This window comes from Elusimicrobiota bacterium, from assembly GCA_016180815.1.
Classification (GTDB): domain Bacteria; phylum Elusimicrobiota; class Elusimicrobia; order JACQPE01; family JACQPE01; genus JACPAN01.
In genome coordinates, this window is sequence record JACPAN010000018.1 from 18,027 (window position 1) to 39,148 (window position 21,122).

The 21,122-nt window shown below is 55.0% G+C and carries 18 protein-coding genes and 1 pseudogene; 2 read left to right on the forward strand and 17 right to left on the reverse strand.

Annotation, left to right across the window (positions count from 1 at the left end):
* Positions 1-142 precede the first annotated feature (142 nt).
* Positions 143-487 (forward strand): hypothetical protein, encoded by a 345-nt coding sequence (locus HYT79_10025; GenBank protein ID MBI2070922.1) that lies wholly within the window; start codon positions 143-145, stop codon positions 485-487.
* Positions 484-813 carry a hypothetical protein gene (locus tag HYT79_10030; GenBank protein ID MBI2070923.1) on the forward strand — a complete coding sequence of 110 codons (330 nt, stop codon included), beginning with the start codon at positions 484-486 and terminating at the stop codon, positions 811-813. Before HYT79_10025 ends, HYT79_10030 begins: the two co-directional genes overlap by 4 nt.
* On the opposite strand, the gene HYT79_10035 is transcribed toward HYT79_10030, so the two are convergent.
* The 17 genes and pseudogenes from HYT79_10035 to HYT79_10115 all read right to left on the reverse strand — a co-directional run bounded on the left by HYT79_10035 (position 814) and on the right by HYT79_10115 (position 21,099).
* Entirely contained in the window at positions 814-2,841 is a 2,028-nt protein-coding gene (locus HYT79_10035) for an SDR family oxidoreductase (GenBank protein ID MBI2070924.1), read from the reverse strand.
* Entirely contained in the window at positions 2,838-3,713 is an 876-nt protein-coding gene (locus tag HYT79_10040; protein MBI2070925.1) for an alpha/beta fold hydrolase, read from the reverse strand. The genes HYT79_10035 and HYT79_10040 overlap by 4 nt, the downstream gene beginning before the upstream one ends.
* On the reverse strand, positions 3,714-4,724 hold the full coding sequence (gene thiL, locus HYT79_10045; GenBank protein MBI2070926.1) for a thiamine-phosphate kinase: 1,011 nt from the start codon (positions 4,722-4,724) through the stop codon (positions 3,714-3,716).
* Positions 4,724-5,611: an NAD(P)H-hydrate dehydratase gene (locus tag HYT79_10050; GenBank protein ID MBI2070927.1), complete on the reverse strand. Its 888-nt coding sequence runs from the start codon at positions 5,609-5,611 to the stop codon at positions 4,724-4,726. Before HYT79_10050 ends, thiL begins: the two co-directional genes overlap by 1 nt.
* Positions 5,608-5,964, reverse strand: coding sequence for a holo-ACP synthase (gene acpS, locus HYT79_10055; protein MBI2070928.1), 357 nt, complete (start codon positions 5,962-5,964; stop codon positions 5,608-5,610). The genes HYT79_10050 and acpS overlap by 4 nt, the downstream gene beginning before the upstream one ends.
* Complete coding sequence (gene glmS / locus HYT79_10060; protein ID MBI2070929.1) at positions 5,961-9,347, reverse strand: glutamine--fructose-6-phosphate transaminase (isomerizing); 3,387 nt, start codon at positions 9,345-9,347, stop codon at positions 5,961-5,963. The genes acpS and glmS overlap by 4 nt, the downstream gene beginning before the upstream one ends.
* 7 nt (positions 9,348-9,354) lie before the next feature.
* Entirely contained in the window at positions 9,355-10,107 is a 753-nt protein-coding gene (locus tag HYT79_10065; protein MBI2070930.1) for a pyridoxine 5'-phosphate synthase, read from the reverse strand.
* Positions 10,108-10,153: 46 nt separating this feature from the next.
* Positions 10,154-11,563, reverse strand: a complete 1,410-nt coding sequence (glmM, locus tag HYT79_10070) for a phosphoglucosamine mutase (GenBank protein ID MBI2070931.1) — start codon at positions 11,561-11,563, stop codon at positions 10,154-10,156.
* Between the two features lie 3 nt (positions 11,564-11,566).
* On the reverse strand, positions 11,567-12,382 hold the full coding sequence (locus HYT79_10075) for a TIGR00159 family protein (protein MBI2070932.1): 816 nt from the start codon (positions 12,380-12,382) through the stop codon (positions 11,567-11,569).
* Positions 12,382-13,260, reverse strand: a complete 879-nt coding sequence (gene folP, locus HYT79_10080) for a dihydropteroate synthase (protein ID MBI2070933.1) — start codon at positions 13,258-13,260, stop codon at positions 12,382-12,384. Before folP ends, HYT79_10075 begins: the two co-directional genes overlap by 1 nt.
* A gap of 6 nt (positions 13,261-13,266) precedes the next feature.
* A complete protein-coding gene (locus HYT79_10085) occupies positions 13,267-15,096 on the reverse strand; it encodes an ATP-dependent metallopeptidase FtsH/Yme1/Tma family protein (protein MBI2070934.1) in 1,830 nt (609 codons plus the stop codon).
* Between the two features lie 9 nt (positions 15,097-15,105).
* On the reverse strand, positions 15,106-15,648 hold the full coding sequence (hpt, locus tag HYT79_10090) for a hypoxanthine phosphoribosyltransferase (GenBank protein MBI2070935.1): 543 nt from the start codon (positions 15,646-15,648) through the stop codon (positions 15,106-15,108).
* 50 nt (positions 15,649-15,698) lie between these two features.
* A complete protein-coding gene (gene tilS, locus HYT79_10095) occupies positions 15,699-16,490 on the reverse strand; it encodes a tRNA lysidine(34) synthetase TilS (GenBank protein ID MBI2070936.1) in 792 nt (263 codons plus the stop codon).
* Between the two features lie 1,151 nt (positions 16,491-17,641).
* Positions 17,642-18,067 (reverse strand): annotated as a pseudogene (locus HYT79_10100) (putative molybdenum carrier protein).
* A gap of 14 nt (positions 18,068-18,081) precedes the next feature.
* The gene (locus HYT79_10105; GenBank protein ID MBI2070937.1) at positions 18,082-18,630 is read right to left on the reverse strand and encodes a peptidylprolyl isomerase; all 549 of its coding nucleotides are present in this window, start codon (positions 18,628-18,630) and stop codon (positions 18,082-18,084) included.
* A gap of 85 nt (positions 18,631-18,715) precedes the next feature.
* Positions 18,716-19,786, reverse strand: coding sequence for a DUF1646 family protein (locus tag HYT79_10110; GenBank protein ID MBI2070938.1), 1,071 nt, complete (start codon positions 19,784-19,786; stop codon positions 18,716-18,718).
* Positions 19,783-21,099 (reverse strand): cation:proton antiporter, encoded by a 1,317-nt coding sequence (locus HYT79_10115; protein MBI2070939.1) that lies wholly within the window; start codon positions 21,097-21,099, stop codon positions 19,783-19,785. The genes HYT79_10110 and HYT79_10115 overlap by 4 nt, the downstream gene beginning before the upstream one ends.
* Positions 21,100-21,122 lie beyond the last annotated feature (23 nt).

Consider the following 21,122-nt stretch of genomic DNA (forward strand, 5'->3'; position numbering starts at 1 on the left):
TTCTTCCGCTTTAGGCCCCCGTTATAGCCGGGGCCAAGTTGGAATTAAAGTCCCGCTCGACAATTAAAGCATAACAGGAGAAAAAACGGGGGGCAAGGATGGTGTCTGGCGGAAACTGATAATATAGGGCTAATCCATGACAATCCGCATTATCCGTGAACCGATTTCTATGGCAGAACTCGCCAAAATGGCCGAAACCCAATTCGGCGATTTTGTCAAAGCGGTTGTGGACGTGGAACAGTCCATGATGGCGATCGGCGGCGAGCTTCACGCCGATGAAGAAACGATTCTTTTAGAAAATGGATCGCAACAAAACAATTTGTGGGGCATTAACATCTATCCGCGCAAATCTAAAAAAGAATGGATTGAATTCGATTCCATGATCAATGTGCGGCCATCCCAGAGCAACCGCTCAAGAGGCGTTGATGACGCAGGTTTACGGGCCAAAATCGAAGAAATCGCTGAAAAACTCATCCGCAATCCATGAGCACGAATCATCCTGAATTGGCGGCCGGACGATGGCATGCTCTTTCGCTGTTCAACCAGCTTGGGAACGTGGGCAGCGAACTCAGCCGCGCTATTCGTTGGAAGGAAAAAGATCCTCCTCTCTTTGACGGCGCCATGACCCGGGCTTTGGAACTGCTTGATCTCACCATCGCGGACCCTCGCTGGCATGGACGCCTTAAAGAACTGGTTCGCGCCAGAGAATTTCTCTGCGATGCCTGGCTGGGCGGCCCGGAATATGGTTCCAAGCTAGAAGATTTAAACCGCTATTTTTTTGAGTTTGCGATGGCCGCGCGCTTAAAAACTTAGCTATCGGGGCATGGCTTCGGGGAGGCCGCCGTCCACGGTCAAGAGCCCGCCGGTGGTGTATTTGGCCTTGTCCGAAGCCAAATACACAAAAGCCTCGGCCACAGCTTCGGGCTCCAAAGGACCCACGCCCAAAAGATTGCGGGAACGGTAAGAAGCCAACGTTTGCTCCAACGAAGCGCCATTTTTCTTGGCTCGGTGGCCGGCCAATTTCATGAATAACGGCGTGTTGACGAAATCCGCATTAACGGCGTTGACACGAATGCCTAAAGGCCCCAATTCTAAGGCCAGATTTTTAGCGAGCATCAAAGCCGCGGCTTTGGACGCAGTATACGCCGCGTTTTCCTTGGCCGGAACCATCGCTGCCTTGGACACATTGACTAAAATCGTGCCGCCGGCGCCCTGTTCTTTCATCAAGCGGCTGCCGATTTGAGCCGAAAGCAAAACGCCGCGGGCATTAACTGCGAAATGCCGGTCCCAAATATCTGTTTTAACGCCAGCCAAAGGAGCCGGTTCGCAATAACCCGCATTGGCGACGATAATATCGACTCCGCCGAAAACGCGCGCGGCTTGCTCAAAAGCCCGGGCGACGCTTGATTCCCGGCTGACATCCACGGCCACGGCAGAGGCCCGGTCGGCGTCTTTGGTGTCGCGGCCGATCTCTTGAGCTGTTTCAATGGCTAAGGCAGCGTTGAGATCCGCAGCGATCACATGCGCTCCGCGCTTGGCAAAAGCCCCGGCCACAGCCCTGCCAATGCCGGAACCGGCGCCGGTAACAAAAACGACTTTACGGTGAAACTCCGGCTTTGGGCCTTTGACCTTGGCCAACTCAAGGGACCAATAGTCCACATCAAAAAGCTCTTGTTCGGATATAAAGGAAAAACGGTCAAGGCCGCAGGCTGCTTCGATCACACGCATACTATGTCGATAGCAGGTGGCTGCCAAACGCGCGCGAGCTTTGGTATCAGCCGCAGCCACAAGGCCCACCCCAGGCAGCAGAAGAATTTTGGGCCGGGGTTCAAGCATTCCCTGGCCGTTTTGATGGCGGTTGAAATAACGCCGGTACTCGTTTTCATAGGAAACAAAGGCCTTTTTCAAAACAGTTTTGGCTTTTTCAAGCGGCGCCCGGGAAAAATCAAAAGGAATATACAGCGGCTGCCGGCCGCAGCGCAGGATATGCTCCAAGGTGGCGTAACCGGCGCGGGCCAAGGCCGCGGCTTTTTGCGAATGAATAAAGCGCAAAGCCTCGGCAGACGCGTCCCAATGCAATAAAGCGCCCTTTGAAAGTCCGCGCAAAAAAGGAAACAACGAACTTAATGCTTTGGGTTGATGGGAGGCCGGAGCAAAACGCGCGGAACCGAGGGATTGAGCGCGGCGGGAACGAATTTTAATAAAGCGTTCAGCGCGATTAATGAAGGCATGAAGCCGCGTGTAACATTCCCTTGGCGTATCCGCCCAAACCACCAAACCATGGTGCTCCAAAACCATGCCTTGAGCTTTATCAATACGAGTAATGCGGGCCAGGCTTTTGGCTAAGGGAAAACCCGGGCGTTGATAGGGTAAAAAAACAAGGCGCTCGCCGAAAACTTCCTGCATCCACATTCCGGCATTGGGCGTATTGGTTAAAGCCTGGGTGGCAAAATCATGGGTATGCGCGATCACGCGATACGGCAAAAACGCATGTAACGGTGTTTCAACCGAAGGAGCCGGGCCCGGAGCCACGGCTGCCTTGCTCATCAAGTCCATCATGGATTCATCGGAGCAATCATCGTAATGCTTCAAATCATCAAGAGAACGAATAGCCAGATGAGCAAAATCCTTTTTATCAACCGAGGCCAAGTCCGAACCGCTGCCTTTGACGACGAGAATATCCTGCTCGCGGCCCAAACGGTCCTTTTCTTTAACCTTGATCGAGGTATTGCCGCCGCCGGGTTGGGTCAACGTCGAATCAGCGCCGATTAAGCGAGAGAGATGAATGAGCTGGCTGATAGGGTCGGTTCCGGCCTTTCGATCATTCCACAGAAATTTCATGAACGATTCCCCTGTGTTGCGTTCAACGCACGCTCACGGGCAAAAATGGTGATCAAACGAGCGAGCCGCAGCGGATTGTCCAAATGAGGACAATGCCCGAAACCTTCGGGCTCTTCGATCACAGAACCTTCGGGTAAATGCCGCTTGAAATAGCCGGCATGATTGGGCGGCATCACCCTATCCGAGCGGCCCCAAATCAACATGACGGGCATGGTAAAAGACCCCAGCTCCTCGGGCGTGAAATGACGGTCGGGCTTGGCTGATTCCAAAATATCCGTAATTAAGGGGCGGGCGAACAGCCGGTGAACACCCGGCGCGATCAAAGGCGTATACCAGGGCGCTCGATGATACAGACGGCGTAAAAATTCCCTGGCCTGGGCCGGGGAATGGCGCGGAAAAATCTTGAAAAAATTGGCCATTTCCGATGGGCTCATGGGCGCGCCGGCGGGGGAAACAAGAATCAGGCCGCGGGTTAAGCCGGGATGTTCAAGAGCCCATTTAACGGCAAACGCTCCGCCCAAAGAATTGCCGAAAATGACCGCCGCCCCGGTCCCCAATTCCGGCTTGAGCGCCTGAGTCAAATGTTCATAAAGAGTGTCGAGCGTCGCAAAGCGGGGCACCTCGCTTAATCCATGGCCCGGCGTATCAAAAGCCAAAACGCGGCTGAAATCCCGGCGCAAGGCTTCCATTAAAAACCCGAATGACGTGGCCGTCGTGCTGATCCCGTGAAATAAAACGACGGGAGGCAATTCGCCGTGGCCCGGCGCGTCAAAAAAATGGATGCGGCCGCCTGACGTTTGAGCCCAGCGGCTTTGAATGCCCCGGTTGTTCAGCCAGCGGCGTCCGAGTTTTTCCGTCAATTCGATCAACATTTATTTGAACGCCTGATAGCCGACGGTGTTCTCATCGACAAAAATTTCCCGTCCGTCCAAGTCCGAAACCCGCACCGCGCCCGAACCCTTCATCACCCGTCCTATGGGATAGGCCTCGGGCAAAAAACGATTAACCATGCGCGCGGAGGAAGTCGAGGTAAACAACAATTCATAATCCTCGCCCCCGTATAAAAAATAATCAACCAACGGTTTCCGGCGCATAGCCGACCACTGGCCAAGAATTTTTGGGATCGGGATTTGCCTCAAATTGACCTCAAAATCAACGCGGGAAAGCTTGGCCATCCATAATAGCGCGCAGGCTAATGAATCGGATAAATCCATGGCCGCCCGGGAGATGTTGCGCACGGATAAACGCGCGCCCTCGACCAAGCGAAGAGGAGGACGCTTATGGGCCTGGGCTAACGACGCGAACAACGCGGGCTTCTGCCCTGAATCCAAGTATTCCAGCCCGGCTTTGGCGAGCCCGATCGGGCCTGATATCCACAGCGTTTCCCCCGGCCTGGCCTGGGACCGCAAAAGAAGACGGGCCCGTTCGGACACCGCTAAAACAGTGACCGTGACAAACCCGCCCCCGTGTTGATGCCCATTGGAGTTCTGGGGAATTTCGGTCAAATCCCCTCCTAAAATTTTAACCCGCCATTTTCCGGCTTCCCGGCGCAAAGCCGCCAGAAAATCGTCGAATTCCGAGGCTGGCGCCCGGCGTCCCAAGCCCATGGCCACCAGAGCCGAACAATGCTCCCCCCCGCCCATGGCCGCCACATCGCTTAAAGCCGTGCGCAGGGATTTAACCGCCAATTCCCCGGGCGACATCCACAACTTCCGGAAATGAGAATCTTCGACCAAAGAATCCGTGCTGGCTAACAGCACCTTGCCGTCGCCTAAATCAAACCAGCCGCAATCATCGCCTAATTTAGCCTGGCGTCCCAAGGACGGCAAAATGCGCTGATGAATCAAACGGAATTCACCGATATCACTAAGTTTAGCGGCCATTAACGGTTCAATGTCTTTTTCATGGCCTCTGGGAGATGGGCCACGATGTCTTCCGCGTTCATGGACACTTCGCTTAACGCCCGGCAAGCCAAATCACCGGACAAACCGTGAAGATAAACAGCGGCCAAAACCCCCTGCAGATAATCCCCAATGGGTACTTTACGGGCGGCCAGTTGCGCCACAAAAGCGCCCATTAATCCGGCCAACACATCGCCTGATCCGCCCTTGGCCATACCCGGATTGCCGGTCGGATTTTGCCAGGCTTGGGAACGGAAAAAAACCTTGCTTTTAAAACCCTTGAGAACCAACGCCGCGTTGGGATGATTTTTGGCGAAGGCCCGGCCCAAAGCCGGGCCCTTTTTGATCACTTCATCTTCAGGAATGCTCATCAAACGGCTGAATTCTTTTCGATGCGGGGTTAAACAACGAAACGCTTGGCCGTCCAACGGAGGCTTCACATTCAAAGCATCCGCGTCTAAAACCATGGGGATTTCCACTTCCTTGACCAAGGTCCGGATAAATTGAGTGGTTTGTTCCTGGCGGGTCAAACCCGGGCCCACGACAATCGAAGTAACCCCGCGCTCCTTGGCATAGGTTTTAATCGTGCCTACAGCTCCCCAATCAACGGTGCCGTCCACGGTTTCCTCCAACGGCAGAGTCAGGGCTTCGAGAATCTGGGAATAAACCAAAGCCTGAAGACTCCTCGGCGTGGCCAAAGTCACCAGGCCCGCGCCGCCGCGCAAAGCCGCCTTAGTGGTCAGCACTGCCGCGCCCAACAGGCGGCGGGACCCGGCCACGACCAGGCAATGCCCATAATCCCATTTCTGAGTCTCGGTCCGGCGCTTAGGCAGGGCTTTGCGGACAATGGCGGCGGTAACAGGCTTCATGATTCTGAATAAACCAAACAATAGGCGACCGCGTAATGATCGGAGTGAGAAAGAGTGATCGAGGCTTTCCATTTTTTTGGAAAACCTAACTTGCTCAAATCAAGGATCGGCTTGCCGTTATCCAAACGCTGGACCGTGATATCCCTCAAATTGACGCTGGGGCTGCTTAAAGCCTTCCATACGGCTTCTTTGGCCGCGAAACGCACAGCCAAACGCTCCCATTTTTTCCGGCTTTTCACGGCATAAGCCAATTCCTCTTTGCTGAAAACGCGGCTCAGGAAGCGGGGGTTTTTGCCGGCTTTTTTGATGCGTTCGATCTCGATGATATCAACGCCGGTGCCGATAATTGTCATTCAACCGTGACGCTTTTGGCCAAATTCCTCGGCTGATCCACGTCCAATCCCTTCAAATTCGCCACATGATAAGCGAACAACTGCGCCGCGGCCACGGCCAACACAGGCTCGAAAAACTCATGCCCGGCGCCGGCCACCGCCAAATTCCGATGGCTCAATTTATCGAGACCATGATCGCCTTGGGTGATCACCGCTAAAATCCGGGCGCCGCGAGCCTTGGCCTCCTCTAAATTAGAACGGGTTTTTTCATACACCGAAGAATTCTTGGGACAGAAAGAAAACACGGGCATATCCTTGTCGATTAAGGCGATGGGGCCGTGCTTCATTTCCCCGGCCGCGTAACCCTCGGCGTGAATGTAGGAGATTTCTTTTAATTTCAAAGCGCCTTCCAAGGCGATGGGGTACATCATGTGCCGGCCTAAATACAAAAACCCCTTGGCTTCCTGGAATTCCCGGGCTAATTCGGCGACGGCCGGATCAAGATGGCTGATCGCGGACCTTAATTTATTGGGCAGCTCAAGAAGATCATGCGTCAATGCGCGGAATGCTTTGGCGCTTAATGTTCCCCTGACCCGTCCGAACCCCAGCGCCAATAAATATAAGGACGCTAATTGCGCCATGAAAGCTTTGGTCGAAGCCACGCCGATTTCCGGTCCGCAACGCGTGTAAAGCGTTCCCTTGACCTGACGGGTCAATGTGGAGCCGATTTGATTGATGATGCCCGTGGTGGCGACGCCCTTTGTTTGCGCGGCCAAACGCAACGCCGCGATGGTGTCCGCCGTTTCCCCGGATTGGCTGATGGCCACGGCCAATGTGCCGGGCTCAACGTTTCGGGAGGCATAGCGGAATTCGCTCGCGATTTCCGCACGCGCGGGCAGGCCCGCCCATTTTTCGAACAGATACTCCCCGATCAACCCCGCATGAAAGGCCGTGCCGCAAGCCAAAAACTGAACCCGGCGCAGGGAACGGACCCGGGCTTTAGTGAGGCTGACCTCCTGAAGCAGGGAATCCAAATTTTCATCATAGGCGCGGGCGCGCAGCGTATCCTCGAACGAGCGCGGGCCCTCATGAATTTCCTTGAGCATGAAATGCTTGAACCCGCCCTTTTCCGCCATCAACGGGTCCCAGGGCACATCCTGAGGCGCGCGGCGCACCGGCGCGCCGGAAGCGGAAAAAATCTTAGGCGGCTGATGTTCCGCCAGCAAAACGACTTCATTGTCCTCGACAAAAACGACTTTTTTGGTGAACGGAAGAAGCGCGGGGATGTCGCTAGCTAAGAACGACTCATCACGGCCTTGGCCAACGCCCACGACCAAGGGGCAATCTTTGCGGATGCCCACGATGCGGCGCCCCCATGATTTGGACATCACCACCAGCGCATAAGCGCCGCGCAATTTTTTCAAAACCCGGCCCACGGCTTTCAAGACATCCCGGTCGGAAACGTTGACCCCTTCTTTTTTAGGCATCTCTTCCTCAAAAAGATGGGCCAGCACCTCGGTGTCCGTTTCCGAACGAAACGCATGTTTGCGTTTCAACAACTCTTCTTTAAGCTCCAGGTAATTCTCGATGATGCCGTTATGAACCAGAACCGTTTCACCCGAGCAATCCGTGTGCGGATGAGCGTTTTCTTCTGAAGGGCGGCCATGCGTCGCCCAGCGGGAGTTGTGCGACAGGATTCCGTTGGCAAAAAAATTTTCAAATTCTTCGACTTCAAGGTCGTAAACCGGTTTTCCGTTTGAAGAAATTCTTCGAACGGACACCACCTCTTGGTGGCGCACGTCAGCCGCTAAGAAACGCCTCATCCGGCCGATCGTTTCCCGCGCCTGCGGCTCATTTTTGAACGCTTCAATGAATTTTTCAACCTGGCCATCGCTCAGGCGTCCCTCTCCGTCAAAAGGCCTCAACGCTGATTTTTTGATTCCGGCGTCCAGCATCTTGGTTTTAATAATCGGTTTTTTAATCGGAACAGCCCAAGAAGAAAGATAAAAACCGTTGCGCTTTCCTTTAAGCGCATGATCCAACTGACGGCATTTACGATAAGACGAAAATCCGATCGCATCTCGAAATGCGACAAAGGAATCCCGGCGTGAAATCAACAAAGTCATTGATGTGCTGGGGCGACGATGGGACCTGTCCGGCTGAGATTCTCTTAACGAGGTCAAAATGCCGAAACGCAACAACCAACCCTGAATTTGCCGCACCAATTCCAAATTAATCATGGTCAACCCGATTTGACCGGCAGACCGGGCTACGTAGCCTTCGGCATCGAATAAACCGCGCAGCAAACCTGCAAGGTGATCGCCGGGCAGGCCGCCCGCTTTCTCCATGAGTTCGCTCCGGCGCTGCGCGACATTGACGCGCATCCATTGGGCCAGGCCGAAACTGTTCATCTCCAAAAGATAGGCTTTGACTTGCGGAATCGAGGCTATCCTGCCCCGCACATTGAAATGTTTTTGAGCCAGATTGCGATAAACTTCCAAAGTATCGCCGTCAGGGTCTTTAAAACGCAACCCGCGCCGGCCGATATGCCCATCGCCCATCAAGTAACCGATGAATTGCATCACGCCCGGTTCCGATGATTGAGGCAGATGAACGAAACTGCCGTGGCGGCTATCCACCGGTTCGGCATCAGGCAAATTCAATCCGAGGGATTCCTTTAATTGGTTCAACAAAGGCTCGGCCACATTTCTGGATTCATCCCTGATATGTTCCATCATGGATGTGCTGACGCCGGCCATCTCCGCCACCCGCCTGCCTCCTCCATGATGCAACAAAGCCTCCTTGATGATGCCTCGCGACAGAGGACCGAGACGGTAATATCGGGAAAGAGGAACCGGCTGAAACTTAATCGGCGCTCCCTCGCAATCCCATGACCTGGCATGGAGCAAAATGTCCCCGGGTTCAATCTCCTCGGCGCGTTTGGCCGTCAAATTTCCTTCGCTGTCGGTAAAAAACAAACGATGCTCGGGCGTGCAAACTAATTTGCCGAAAGGAATGCGAATTTCGATTAATTCTTCCGGCGCCGGATGCGACCAAACTTTAGCCTGATGCGGAACGATTCTAAGGCTTTGGGGATCAAGAGCCAAAACAGTACAAACGTCGCCCAATGAATCGGCTCTGACGGACCGCCCGTCCGCCAATTGAATCAATGTATCCGCGCTTAAACAGTGCCCCAGGGCGCATGAGCCGGCCACCGGGCGCTCGCTCAAGCGCTGCTCAAGGCCGGAAATCTTGCCGACGACGCGGACAATATCTAGTTTGCCGTTGGGAGAAAAAACGCAGATGCCCGCTGAATCATAGCCCCGGTACTCAAGACGCTTAAGACCCTCCAGAAGAATCGGGCCGGCTTGACGTTTGCCTAAATAACCGACAATGCCGCACATGCGGCCGTCAGGCCTCCAATGTCAGAGGATTCTCAGAGCCGGTGCGGATGGCTTCCAAGATGTCTTCCACGGCCGTGGGCAAGCCCACAAACAAGCTCCTGGCCACCAAAGCAAACCCTACGTTGATTTGCTGCACCTCATAAACCTGAGCGACTTCAGCCACATGATCGCAGTCCAAGCCATGGCCGACATGAAGACCGAGTTCCAATTCGCGCACCAAACGTCCCGCGATATGCAGGTCCTCAAGAGCCGACTGGCGGCGGGCTTTGGAGGAGGCTTTGATATAGGTCCGGGCGTTGAGTTCGATCAAATCAGCGCCCAGGCGTTTGCCTAGACGGATATCCACGGCATTGGACTCAAGGAGAAGGCCGACTTTAACGCCTTTTTTCTTGACGCTTTCGATCGCCTTGCCCACCTCTTTTTGCACCTCATTTTTCTGAATCTCAAAGCCTCTGGTCTCTTCGCCGGATTTTTCCGGTGAAAAAACAACGACAGCCGGAGACAATCTGGCCGCGGCCGGAACCAAACCCGGATCAGGAGCCAAATGAAGCTGCAAAGAAAGCTTGGTTTGGCGCTTTAAATCCGCGATGTCTTTTTCCGTCAGCGGTTTTTTCTCCGGCCGCAAATGAGCCAACAAAACATGGACGCCGGCCTTGGACAGCTCATTGGCCACGTCGGACAATTCAGGAGTGTCTTCTCCCCCCGCTTCCCTTAATTGGGCGAAATAATCAAGGCAGACCCCGAGTTTTGCCGTAGCCATAATCCGCTCCTTTTATACCGATTAGACGCTTAAAACTGAAACAACCCTATTCTATCGCTTTTAAGTACGCCTGCTTTAAAGATTCGGCCATTGTTTTTAAGCCGGATAAACGCATTTCTCCTTCCAACAAAATGCGCAAGACAGGCTCTGTCCCCGAATAACGGACTAAAACGCGCCCCTTATGATCCAACGCCTTGCTCACGAGGCCCAATTCCTTGAGGAAAACCGGCAAACTTTCCAGCGGCGGCTTCTCGGCAGGGGAAGGAACTTGAAGGCCGGCTTGAGGCATCAATGGAAACCGCGCGAATAACTTGGACGCCGGCCGCCCGGACTCAAGAAGCATTTGAACGATCATCATGGCGCCCAGACAGCCGTCCGCGCTCGGCAACACGAACGGCCAAATAAAATGCCCGGAATTTTCCCCGCCGAATCCCAGCGCCGCCTCCTGCAGAGCTTCCAACACCCAACGATCCCCGACCTTTGTTTCAATAACGCCGACGCCGTTTTTTTCAAGAAAATGCCTTAACGCAAAATTGGACACCTGCGTCGTCACCAACGCATCGGAGCCTTTTTCTCTCAAACGCCGCCGCTCAAGGGCCACGGTCGCCAGCACCCACTCGCCGGGCAACGCCCGGCCCCGCTCATCAACCACCACCAAACGATCGCCGTCTCCGTCCAAAGCGAAGCCGATATCCGCCCGTTTTTTGAGCACCATACTCGCTAATCGTTGAGGGTGCAACGCCCCGCAATCAACATTGATATTGCGGCCGTTCGGCTGAACCCCCAAGACATGGACCACGGCGCCTAATTCCCGAAGAAGATCAGGCAAAACTTGCGCGGCCGCGCCATGAGCCGCGTCCACGACCACGGTCAACCCGCGAAAATCAAGATACGCGGCCAAGCGGGACTTTAAAAAATCCATATAGCGGCGCCGGGCCCAATCAGGACGCAAGGCGCCGGACAACAGGCTGGAGCCCGGCGGCGCGCGGCGTTTGCGCGCCGGCGAAGCGCGGCGTTTAAGGGCGCCGCCGAGCAATTGTTTTTCGATATCGCGCTCCCAATCCTCTGGGATTTTCTGGCCTCTGGGGCCGAAAAATTTAAGGCCGTTGTATTCAGGCGGATTGTGACTGGCGGAAATGACGCAACCCAGCGCCGCGTTTAATCCGGCCACAAGATAAGCGATGGCCGGAGTCGGCAAAATCCCCAAATCATGGGGGATAAACCCGGCTTCTTGAAAACTGCGAGCCACAAGGCCGTTGAGAACCCGGCCGCTGGCTCGCGTATCCCGGGCAATCACCAGCATGCGCTCCCTTGACGGCGGGAGAACCGACGGCCGCCGGTCGAGAAGTCCGCTGAAGGCCGGGCCTAAACGGACTAAAACATCGTTGATTAAAGGAAATTGGCCGGGACGGCCGCGGATGCCGTCCGTGCCGAAAATGCTCAGGGTGTCGGCCATGACCTAGGTGTTTCTGCGGCCGCCGGCGGTCTGGGACTCGATGGCGCGCAAAAGGCTTTTTTTGGCTTTGTTCTGATAAAGAATGCGCAGTTCATCGAAAAGCTGATTGACGTCAACCTCTGGATCTAGACGGCCGTTCCTGGCCACGGCGGTTTGCCCGGTCTGCTCCGAAACCACGATCACGATGGCATCGGAAACCTCGGCCAAGCCCACGGCCGCATGATGCCTGACGCCATAGGCCTTGGAAACCTCGGCGCTGCTGGTCACCGGCAAGATACATTTGGCGGCCAGCAAGCGTCCGTCCGTCGACACGATGATCGCGCCGTCATGCAGCGGCGAAGGCGGCTGAAAAATGGCGACCAACAGCTCTTTGGTGATGCGGCTGTCGATGGAAATGCCGGTATTGATATAGTTTTTAAGCCCGATTTCCTGCTCCAGAACGATCAAGGTCCCGATTTTTCTTGCGGAAAAATCGTCCACCGCTTTTTTAATTTGCGTCAGGAAATCGACTTGTTCCGAAAACAAAACCTTGGCCACCAGCGGACTTTTGCCCAAATCAGCCAAAGCATCTCTGATCTCCGGTTGGAAAACCACCACCAACAGCAAAATGCCGGCGAGCCAAAATTGATCGAGCAGCCAGCTGGTCACGGTGAGATTGAGCATACGCACCATATAGGTCAAAAACATGAGCACAAGCAAACCGATCGCCACTTGCATTGATTTGGTCCCGCGAATGAGCACGATGACCCGGTAAAGGAGAAAACTGGCCAAGCAAAGATCGATAAAAATGCGGATGATCTCGGCCCAACGAGGACTCATCAGCCGGCCATCGCGGCCCAAACGCCGAGCGCGCGCCGCGTGGCGCACACATCATGAACCCGAAGGTAATCCACGTTGTGATCCGCACACCATAAAGCCGCGGCCAATGAGCCTTCCAAACGGTCCTGGGGGCCCGCGCCGTTTAAAATCAGCCCGATGAAAGATTTACGCGAAGCGCCGATTAACACCGGCCGGCCTAGGCGCCGCTTCATTTCACTGAGATGACGCAACAAACGCAGGTTATGATCGAGCGTTTTGCCGAAGCCAATGCCCGGGTCCAAGATGACGCGATCAAGGCTGACGCCGTTGTCCTGAACAAAACGCAGGCGCTCTTCGAAAAACGCCTCGACCTCGCCGACGACATCGTCATAACGGGGATCGGCCTGCATGGTCGCGGGGTCGCCCCGCATGTGCATCAACACGATGTTGACGCCGGGGCGTCGGTGCAGCGCGTCCAGCATCCCGTCGGGTTCGTGACGCAAAGCGGAAATATCGTTGATGACGCCGGCGCCGCTGTCCACCGCCAAGGAAGCGACTGCGGCTTTCATCGTGTCAATGGACACCGCCAAACCGGCGGGCAAAGTCGAACGCCGCTCGTGAAACCGCCGGAGCAGCCCGCTCACGCGGCGCAATTCCTCGTCTTGGCCGACGCGCCCGGAACCCGGACGCGACGATTCGCCGCCGATATCGATTAAATCCGCGCCTTCCCGGACCATCTCCTCAAAACGCGCCCAAGCGGATTCCCCCGTATAGCGGCCGCCGTCGAAAAAAGAATCGGGGGTAACGTTTAAAACCCCCATGATTTTAGGCAGGGACCGGGGATGGCCGGCGGCCGAAGGCAACGAATCGATCGACGGGACGTCAGCAGCTTTTTTCATCCGCGGCTAAGCGGTTTGCGGCAGAAGCTGGGGTGCGACGGAACGTATCAAATCCTCGACTTCGCGGCCGTCTAACGCCTCTTTTTCGATCAGTTTTGAAGCCAGGGTGTCCAAAGCCACGCGGCCGAGCTCAAGGATTTTCCTGGCACGGGAGCGGGCTTGTTCGATTAGTCCGCGGACCTCCGCGTCGATTTTTTCAGCGGTTTGATCGGAATACTGATGCGAACGAACCAAATCACGGCCCAAAAAAACTTCTTCGTTTTGTTTGCGATACGTCACCGGGCCCAAATTCTCGCTCATGCCGAATTCGGTCACCATGCGCTGGGCGAAGCTGGTGGCTTTCATCAAATCATCCTGGGCCCCTGTGGTGACCTCCCCGAAAATCAACTCTTCGGCGCAACGCCCGCCCAAAAGAACGGCCAAACGATTGAGCAGCTCCGTCTTAGTCGTCAAATACCGGTCCTCGGACGGCAATTGAAGCGTGTACCCCAAAGCAGGACCACGCGGAATAATGGAGACCTTGTGCACGGGGTCGGCGCCGGGAAGACTTTTGGCCACCAGAGTGTGTCCGGCCTCATGATAAGCGATGACTTTCTTTTCTTTATCCGAGATCAAACGGGACTTTCGCTGAGGCCCGGCCAGCACGCGCTCAATCGCCTCTTCCAATTCAGTCATCTCCACGGCCTGCTTATCGCGCCGGGCCGCCAACAAGGCGGCCTCGTTGATGACATTGGCCAAATCCGAACCCACGAAGCCCGGGGACCTCTGGGCAATGACTTTAAAATCCACGTCCGCATTAAATTTCACGGTTTTAGCATGAACCTTAAGGATATCCTCTCTGCCCTTTAAATCCGGGGCCGGGATATTGACGTGCCTGTCGAATCGGCCCGGGCGAAGCAGCGCCGGATCGATCACATCCGGCCTGTTCGTGGCCGCGATCAACACCAGACCCTCTTTGGTATCGAATCCATCCAATTCCACCAACAGCTGGTTCAACGTCTGCTCTCGTTCGTCGTGGCCGCCCCCGATGCCCGCGAAGCGATAGCGTCCGACGGCGTCCAATTCATCGACAAAAATGACGGCTGGGGCGGTTTTTCTGGCCTGCTCAAAAAGATCGCGCACGCGCGCCGCGCCTACGCCTACGAACATTTCCACAAATTCGCTGCCTGAAGACGTGTAGAAAGGAACCCCTGCTTCGCCGGCCACGGCCTTAGCCAGAAGCGTCTTGCCCGTGCCCGGCGCCCCATAGAGCATGACCCCCTTCGGGATTTTTCCGCCCAGGCGTTGGAATTTTTGAGGATTTTTTAAAAATTCGACGATCTCAATCAATTCTTCCTTGGCCTCATCGCAGCCCGCCACGTCGACAAACGTAATTTTCTGCTTTTTATTGGCGTTGGCCAGCTTGGCCTTGCTGCGGCCGAAAGATAAGGCCTGGCGGCCGCCCATTTGCATTTGGCGCGTCATAATAAACCACCACACGCCGAAAAAGAAAATAATCCAACCGAAATTGATCAAAATCGCGGTCAACCAACTGCGCTCGGGTTCGCCTTCGAAGCTTTTAACCTCGGCTTCCTGCATGGCTTCCACCAGCTTGGGATCGGGCAACGGAATGGTGCGAAACGCCTTGAGTTTGCCTTCGTTGTCCTTGTAATAGCCGCGGATTAAGTCGTTTCGAACAACGACGTTTTCGATTCTCTTGTCGCTGAGCAGACGCTTGAATTCCGAATACGCCACAGGCTCTTCCGTGGAAAATTTTTGGAACGCGTGCACCAGGAAATAAATAAAAACCAGAGCCAAGACCCAGAGGGCCAATTGACGGCCGGATTTATTGTCCATGTAACCTCCTTAAGGCTCCAGCCGCTCGCTTTTTAAAACGCCGATATAGGGCAGTTCGCGAAACCGCTCGTTGTAATCAAGACCGTACCCCACCACAAAACGATCGGGGACCGTAAAGCCCGTGTAACGCACCGGCACGAAAACTTTGCGGCGCTGGGGCTTGTCGAGCAAAACGCCCACTTCCAAGCTCCTTGGTTCCCTGCTTAAAAGATGCTTTCTGGCGAAGGCGAGCGAAAAACCGGTGTCCACAATATCATCGATGAGCAAAACGTCGCAATCCCGGACATCGGCCTTGATGTCGAAATTGAGTTTGACCATGCCGGTGGTGCTTTCCCCGGCATACGACGATACGCTTAAAAAATCGAGTTCTAAAGGAACTTTGATCTGGCGCACGAGATCCCCCAAAAAAACAATGCATCCTTTGAGGATGCCGATCACAACCAAATTTTTGCCCTGGTAATCTGCGCTGATTTTTTTGGCCAATGCGGAAACGCGCTTGGCGATTTGCTCCGGGGTGAACAAAACCTCGCTCACGCCCCGAGGGGCGGGCATTCTTTTGGCTCTGGTTTTTGTGGTTGTGGCCATAATTAGGTCCGTTATGCTTATTCTACCCCTAATTTTTCGCCTAAACCAGATAGATGTTCAAGGGCCCGGGGATGGAGTTCGACCAGCTTGGGCAAAATCTCGGACCGGACCCGGCTTCGCAAAAAACGCGGGTTGTGATTCATGGGGTCACGGACATAAATGAAATCCCGGGATTCAAGGAAAGACAGGGCTTCTCTCTTGGAAACGGCCAGCATCGGACGCACCAGCAAAATACGGCCGGATGCAGACAACGGTCTTTGCTCGCGGCAGCCGCAAAGCCCGGCCAAAGACCCGCCCCTCAAAATATTGATCAACACGCTTTCCGCCTGTTCTTCAAGCGTATGAGCCGCGGCCACGCGGGTAAATCCATGGCGCCGGGCAATCAACGCGGCCGCCCGGTAACGAAGGCGCCGGGCCGCGTCTTCCAAGCTCAGCCGCCGAGTTTTGGCATAGCCGGCCACGGGAAGCCGCCGGAAATAAAAAGGAAGACCCAGGCGCCCGGCCAGGCCTTCGACCAGACGCCGCTCGCCGGGCGCTTGTTCCGGGCGCAAGGTATGATCGAAATGAGCGATCGCCAAATCAAAACGACGGCGTTGAGCCAGCATCGACAACCAATAGGCCATGGCGCTTGAGTCCGGTCCGCCGGAAACCAAAGCCAAGACCCGGTCGCCGGGTTTGATCAGGCGCACGGCCGCCGCGCGGAATTTTTTCCAGGTAACGCCCCAGAATTCCCGGGGTAATTTTGACGCCGGCGATGCTTCGGCTAGAATCCGGTGATTTTGATTGTTTTGTCCGGTTGATTGTCGCATTGAATGTTTAGAAACAACGATTTTCCGTCCGGCGTGAACTCCGGGCCCGTGGCTTCGCAGGAATCATCCCGGAAGCGCCCGAACAAGCACGGCTGCCCGTTGGGACGGATCACCCAAACTTCATTGCCGCCGTGCTTTTTAATATTGGCCGAAAATTGATCTTCCAGCGTCCAGAGGCTTCCCCTTTGATCGAACACAATATTGTCGGGATTGCTCATGGTCGAACCGCTGCCTTCGAAAAAAACGCTCAACGAAAAATCCTTGAGGCTCATTTTGTAAATGCGGCCGTAAGGATCCTTTTTTTTCGGATCTTTCTCGCCGGTTTCGGAAATATAGAGGAAACGCCCGCCGGGCGATAAAGCCAGCCCCTCCAGGCGGTTAAACGGCGTCCCCCCGCGCACCGCGCCCTCGGCCCTGGCATGATAAACATCGTCCACCGCAACCCAATTCTTTTGATCCCGCCGGTAAACCTCCAGCCGCCCGGCGCTGAGATCGCCCTTGTTCTTGGGGACGAAGCGATAAAGCAACCCTTCGGAAAAATCCTCGGTCATATAAACGAAACCATCCGGCGCCACCACGGAGCTCTCGTGAGAAAACCGGCCCAAGCCGTCCCGGCGCCATTTTTCACCGGTCACATAATCAACTTCCCAGACATAGCCTTCATCCGGATAATTTTCATAAGGCTCGCGCGGAAATTCCTCATTGGTCAACACTGTGCCCCACGGCGTCAGCGAGCCGCTGCAATTGTTTCTCATTCCCTCAGCCAGCAGACGGGACTCCTTAATGTTGCCGTCGATCAAATAATGCTTGGTCAACGCGCCGGGGCCCCATTCTTTCCTAAAATCAGCGGCCAGTTCGTGGCTGACGATCAACAACCCGCGGTTTCCTGGCAAAGGCACATAGACGTTTAAATCCGGGCGGAAAGGGAAGGAGCGGCCGTCCGCCATGCGTTGCCCGGATTCCAGCAAAACTGAGTAACGATAGCCCGGAGGCAAATCTAAAAAAGCCCCGGCATCATTCGCCGGAGAATCGAAACAAGATGAGCCGGCCTCAACTACGGAGGGCATGAACGCGGACAGCAGAACAAGCGTCACGGCGGCCTTCAAGCTATTTTTTTTGATCAATTCAAAAACCCGCATCAAAATCATTTTGGCCTCCTGATAGATGCCGCGGCACACGGATTCCCTGGGCCCGGCCACATTAAGCACTTTGGGCTTAACAAGCGCGATAAAACCTCCTGCTTCGGCGACGGCGGCTTGCGCGAGCGCATATTCCAAATTAATGACGCAATTGGGTTTTTTATGACGATGGCAAAGAGCCGCCGTGTATTTTGTTCCGCCGGTCAACGGCCCGCGATGAAGAATCAGGGTCGCGTCCGCGGCCAACACGTTCATCTCGGTGCGCACCGCATACTCCGGCGAAGCGGTTTCCGTCATTTGATATTTCCTGGGCAGGGGTCCGTCTTCAGCCAATCGCCCCCTCGGTACATACCCACCGTGTGGCAAGCTCATCTCAATGGCCGCATCCAGAGCGGCCCGATCCACGCCGGATTGGCCTCCGGAAATAATCTTGATCAGGCGCGCCGGAAGCGTCAGCTTCCTTTGACCTCCACGATTTCGATGGCGAAATTCAAGGTTTTGCCGGCCAACGGATGATTCAAATCAAGCGTAATTTCCTTGGCGCTGATGGCCGTGACCACGGCCTGAAACGGCCGGTTTCCGGCTTGGCCGGAAACGACAGAGCCGACTTTAAGGCCGGCGGCGTTATCAAACGCCGTTTTTGGCACCTTTTGAATGGCGCGGTCATCGCGCACGCCGTATCCTTGTTCGGGAGCGACGGTCACTTGCTTTTTCTCGCCGGTTTTCAAGCCTTCCAAGGCCGCTTCCAGACCCGGGATGATTTGACCCGAACCCTGAACAAAGGCCAACGGTTCGCGCCCCGTGGAAGAATCCATAACCTGGCCGTCGACGGTCAGGGTATAGTGCATTTTAACGTTGGAACCTTTTTTAATTACGGCGGAACCTCCCAGATTAAATTTTTGGCAGCCGGCAGCGGCTAAGACCGCCGAACAGCAAAGAATCGCCGGCCAACGAGACGCTCGCCATGGAAGGAAACGGTTAAACCCTGCCCATCGAATCATCAAATTGGAACTCCTTTTTATTAAGGATGATGCCACCCAACAATCCCATATTTACGCCCAAGCGTCAAGCCGCCGAATGACGGGGCTATTCAGCTGAGCCGGCGACGGTTTGAAGAATGCCAAAATAAACAAAAAGAAGCGCAAATCCCAACGGAACGGCGAATTTGGCCCAGTCGCGGCTTTTAATGCCCAATTTGCTCGCGGCAATGATATTGGGGATATTGCCGGGAATCAACATGCCTCCTGAAATCAACAACCCCAGCAAAAGAAACTCGATTTTCGCCAAGTCCATTTTCGGCGAAATCTCGGCCGCGGCCAAGGTGGCGTTATCCAAAACCGCGGATAAGATATTAACCCAATAAAGAGCCGCGGCCGGCCAATGAATCAAATAGCGGTCCACCAAGGGGCCAAACCCCTGGCCCAACAAAACCAGGGCCGCGACGAACGCGTAAACTTTGCCCGCGCGCACGATGATATCTTTGATGTTTTCCGGCTTATCCTCAACCAAACTTTGCGCGGGGCTGACCTTGCGCCCGATATAGACGCCGGCTAACAGCCCCAACCCTAAAACGCCGGCCGCCACCCACGGCCAAAGAAGGCGCGCCAGGAACAAAAAATCGGCGTGGTAAGGGGGACCCGCCAATTTAGCCGTGGCAATGGTGGCCAACGGCTCGCCGATGGGCGTCAGCACCGCGCCTAAGCCGATGGCGTAGCAGGCGATGATCACCACCTTGCGCTCATTATCGCGATCGATGCTCAATCCGGTGATGACCTCGGCTAAAACCAGAGCCGCGATAATGGCGGTGATGACGCTCGAAAAAAAACCCAGGCCCGCCACCAGCAAAAAAAGAAAGGTCTTAAGCCCGATTTTTTCAGCGAACCTGGCGACATTTTTGCGGATCGCGTCCCGAATCGCGCGAAAGACGAAACCGAAGACCAAAACCGCGAACGAAATCTTGACCGGCTCAAGAAGAGCCTCGGCGATCAAATGCCGGCTCCATAAGCCGCTCACGGTCACCGCGAGCGAGCCCATGACCAACAGAAACGCCTCCAGCTCTTCTTCGACCCAGCGCACCGAAAAAGGCAGCAGCAGCACCAGGCCCAAAATCGTACCCAGGCCGACGATGGTTAAAAGCTCATTGATTTGTCCGATCATGGCGCAGGTTGCGCTTCGCGATCAGCCGGCCCGTTGTCGGGATAACGGGCGAATACCTTGCGAAAAAAACCCGGCAAATGATCCTTCTCGACGGCAAAACTCAGGCTCGCGGCCGCGATAATGCTGAACAAAATCACGGCATAAACCACGTCCTGGATGATGACGCCCGATTCGAGACCTTCTTGCAACGGCAAGGAAGCCAGCACGGCCGCGGCCAAACCCTTGGGCGCCATGACCGCGGCAATGGACACATCGAAGCGGCTGATCGCTTTTCCCAACGACAGGCGCACAACCGGGATTCTCAAGGCGAAAATGATCACGGTGAAAACCAGGCCGGCCAGGACCAGGACGAAATCATTGAGACGAATGGAAAGGCCGATGTAAACGAAAAAGAAAGTCTTGATCAAAAATACCGCCTCCGCGAAAACGGCTTTTTCAATGTCGTTGAGGTGCATGGTCTTCAAATTGGCGAATCGCCCGGTCAAGGGCAGGCGGATATTTTTGGCGTTGCCCAAAATCACGCCGAAGGCCAAGGCCGTGATGGCCCCGCTGTAGCCCAAAATCTCGGCGATCCCGAAGAGAACGAAAATAAAGGCGGCGGTGGTGAAAATATTGTTTTCCAATTGGCGGACTCGCTCCAAGATCACCGACCAGAAAATGGCACCGATGCCCCCGATGACCGTAGACAATAAAAAAGACGCGATGATCTGCCCCAGCATCAATCCCGGGCGGACCTCGTTAAACTTGACCGCCTGCAACAGGCCCAAGGTGACCACGATGCACAACACGTCGCTGAACGTGGATTCCAAAACCAGCGCCGTTTTCGAGCGTTCAGCCAGGGATAAACGGCCGACCATAGGAATCACGATGGCCGAGGAGGTGCCGCCCAAAATGGCTCCCAACATGAGCGAATCCAGCGAGGCGAGGCCCAGCAGCAGATAGACCGCCGGGGCGACGATGATCACCGTGACTGTAAAATTGACCACCATCAAGCGAACCCCGGCGCCCATGGATTCCTTGAGCGTGGCCGCGTTTAATTCCAAGCCGCTTTGAAAAAGAATAATCACCAACGCGATCATGGTGAAAACGCCGCCCACGCGGCCGAACGCCTCGGGCGTCACCAAGCCGAACACCGGTCCGATTAAAAGACCTAAAAACACCAGGGGCAGAACATCTGGAATCCGGGTGCGATCGAACAAGGCTGTGAATAAATGCGCCAGGAAAACCAAAAGGCCGATCGAGATGATGACGATAGCCATGGAGCGGATTATGTCAAAGTAATAAAGAACGCACAAAATGATAATTTGTTCCATCCGCATAGCATGAAAGGAGGTTC

Coding starts and splice junctions, on each gene's coding strand:
- folP (MBI2070933.1), bottom strand. CDS start 13,260: ATGAAAAAAGCTGCTGACGTCCCGTCGATCGATTCGTTGCCTTCGGCC.
- HYT79_10085 (MBI2070934.1), bottom strand. CDS start 15,096: ATGGACAATAAATCCGGCCGTCAATTGGCCCTCTGGGTCTTGGCTCTG.
- glmS (MBI2070929.1), bottom strand. CDS start 9,347: ATGTGCGGCATTGTCGGTTATTTAGGCAAACGTCAAGCCGGCCCGATT.
- glmM (MBI2070931.1), bottom strand. CDS start 11,563: ATGGCCGACACCCTGAGCATTTTCGGCACGGACGGCATCCGCGGCCGT.
- HYT79_10115 (MBI2070939.1), bottom strand. CDS start 21,099: ATGGAACAAATTATCATTTTGTGCGTTCTTTATTACTTTGACATAATC.
- HYT79_10035 (MBI2070924.1), bottom strand. CDS start 2,841: ATGAAATTTCTGTGGAATGATCGAAAGGCCGGAACCGACCCTATCAGC.
- acpS (MBI2070928.1), bottom strand. CDS start 5,964: ATGACAATTATCGGCACCGGCGTTGATATCATCGAGATCGAACGCATC.
- tilS (MBI2070936.1), bottom strand. CDS start 16,490: ATGCGACAATCAACCGGACAAAACAATCAAAATCACCGGATTCTAGCC.
- HYT79_10065 (MBI2070930.1), bottom strand. CDS start 10,107: ATGGCTACGGCAAAACTCGGGGTCTGCCTTGATTATTTCGCCCAATTA.
- HYT79_10030 (MBI2070923.1), top strand. CDS start 484: ATGAGCACGAATCATCCTGAATTGGCGGCCGGACGATGGCATGCTCTT.
- HYT79_10050 (MBI2070927.1), bottom strand. CDS start 5,611: ATGAAGCCTGTTACCGCCGCCATTGTCCGCAAAGCCCTGCCTAAGCGC.
- HYT79_10105 (MBI2070937.1), bottom strand. CDS start 18,630: ATGATTCGATGGGCAGGGTTTAACCGTTTCCTTCCATGGCGAGCGTCT.
- HYT79_10040 (MBI2070925.1), bottom strand. CDS start 3,713: ATGTTGATCGAATTGACGGAAAAACTCGGACGCCGCTGGCTGAACAAC.
- thiL (MBI2070926.1), bottom strand. CDS start 4,724: ATGGCCGCTAAACTTAGTGATATCGGTGAATTCCGTTTGATTCATCAG.
- HYT79_10075 (MBI2070932.1), bottom strand. CDS start 12,382: ATGAGTCCTCGTTGGGCCGAGATCATCCGCATTTTTATCGATCTTTGC.
- HYT79_10110 (MBI2070938.1), bottom strand. CDS start 19,786: ATGATCGGACAAATCAATGAGCTTTTAACCATCGTCGGCCTGGGTACG.
- hpt (MBI2070935.1), bottom strand. CDS start 15,648: ATGCCCGCCCCTCGGGGCGTGAGCGAGGTTTTGTTCACCCCGGAGCAA.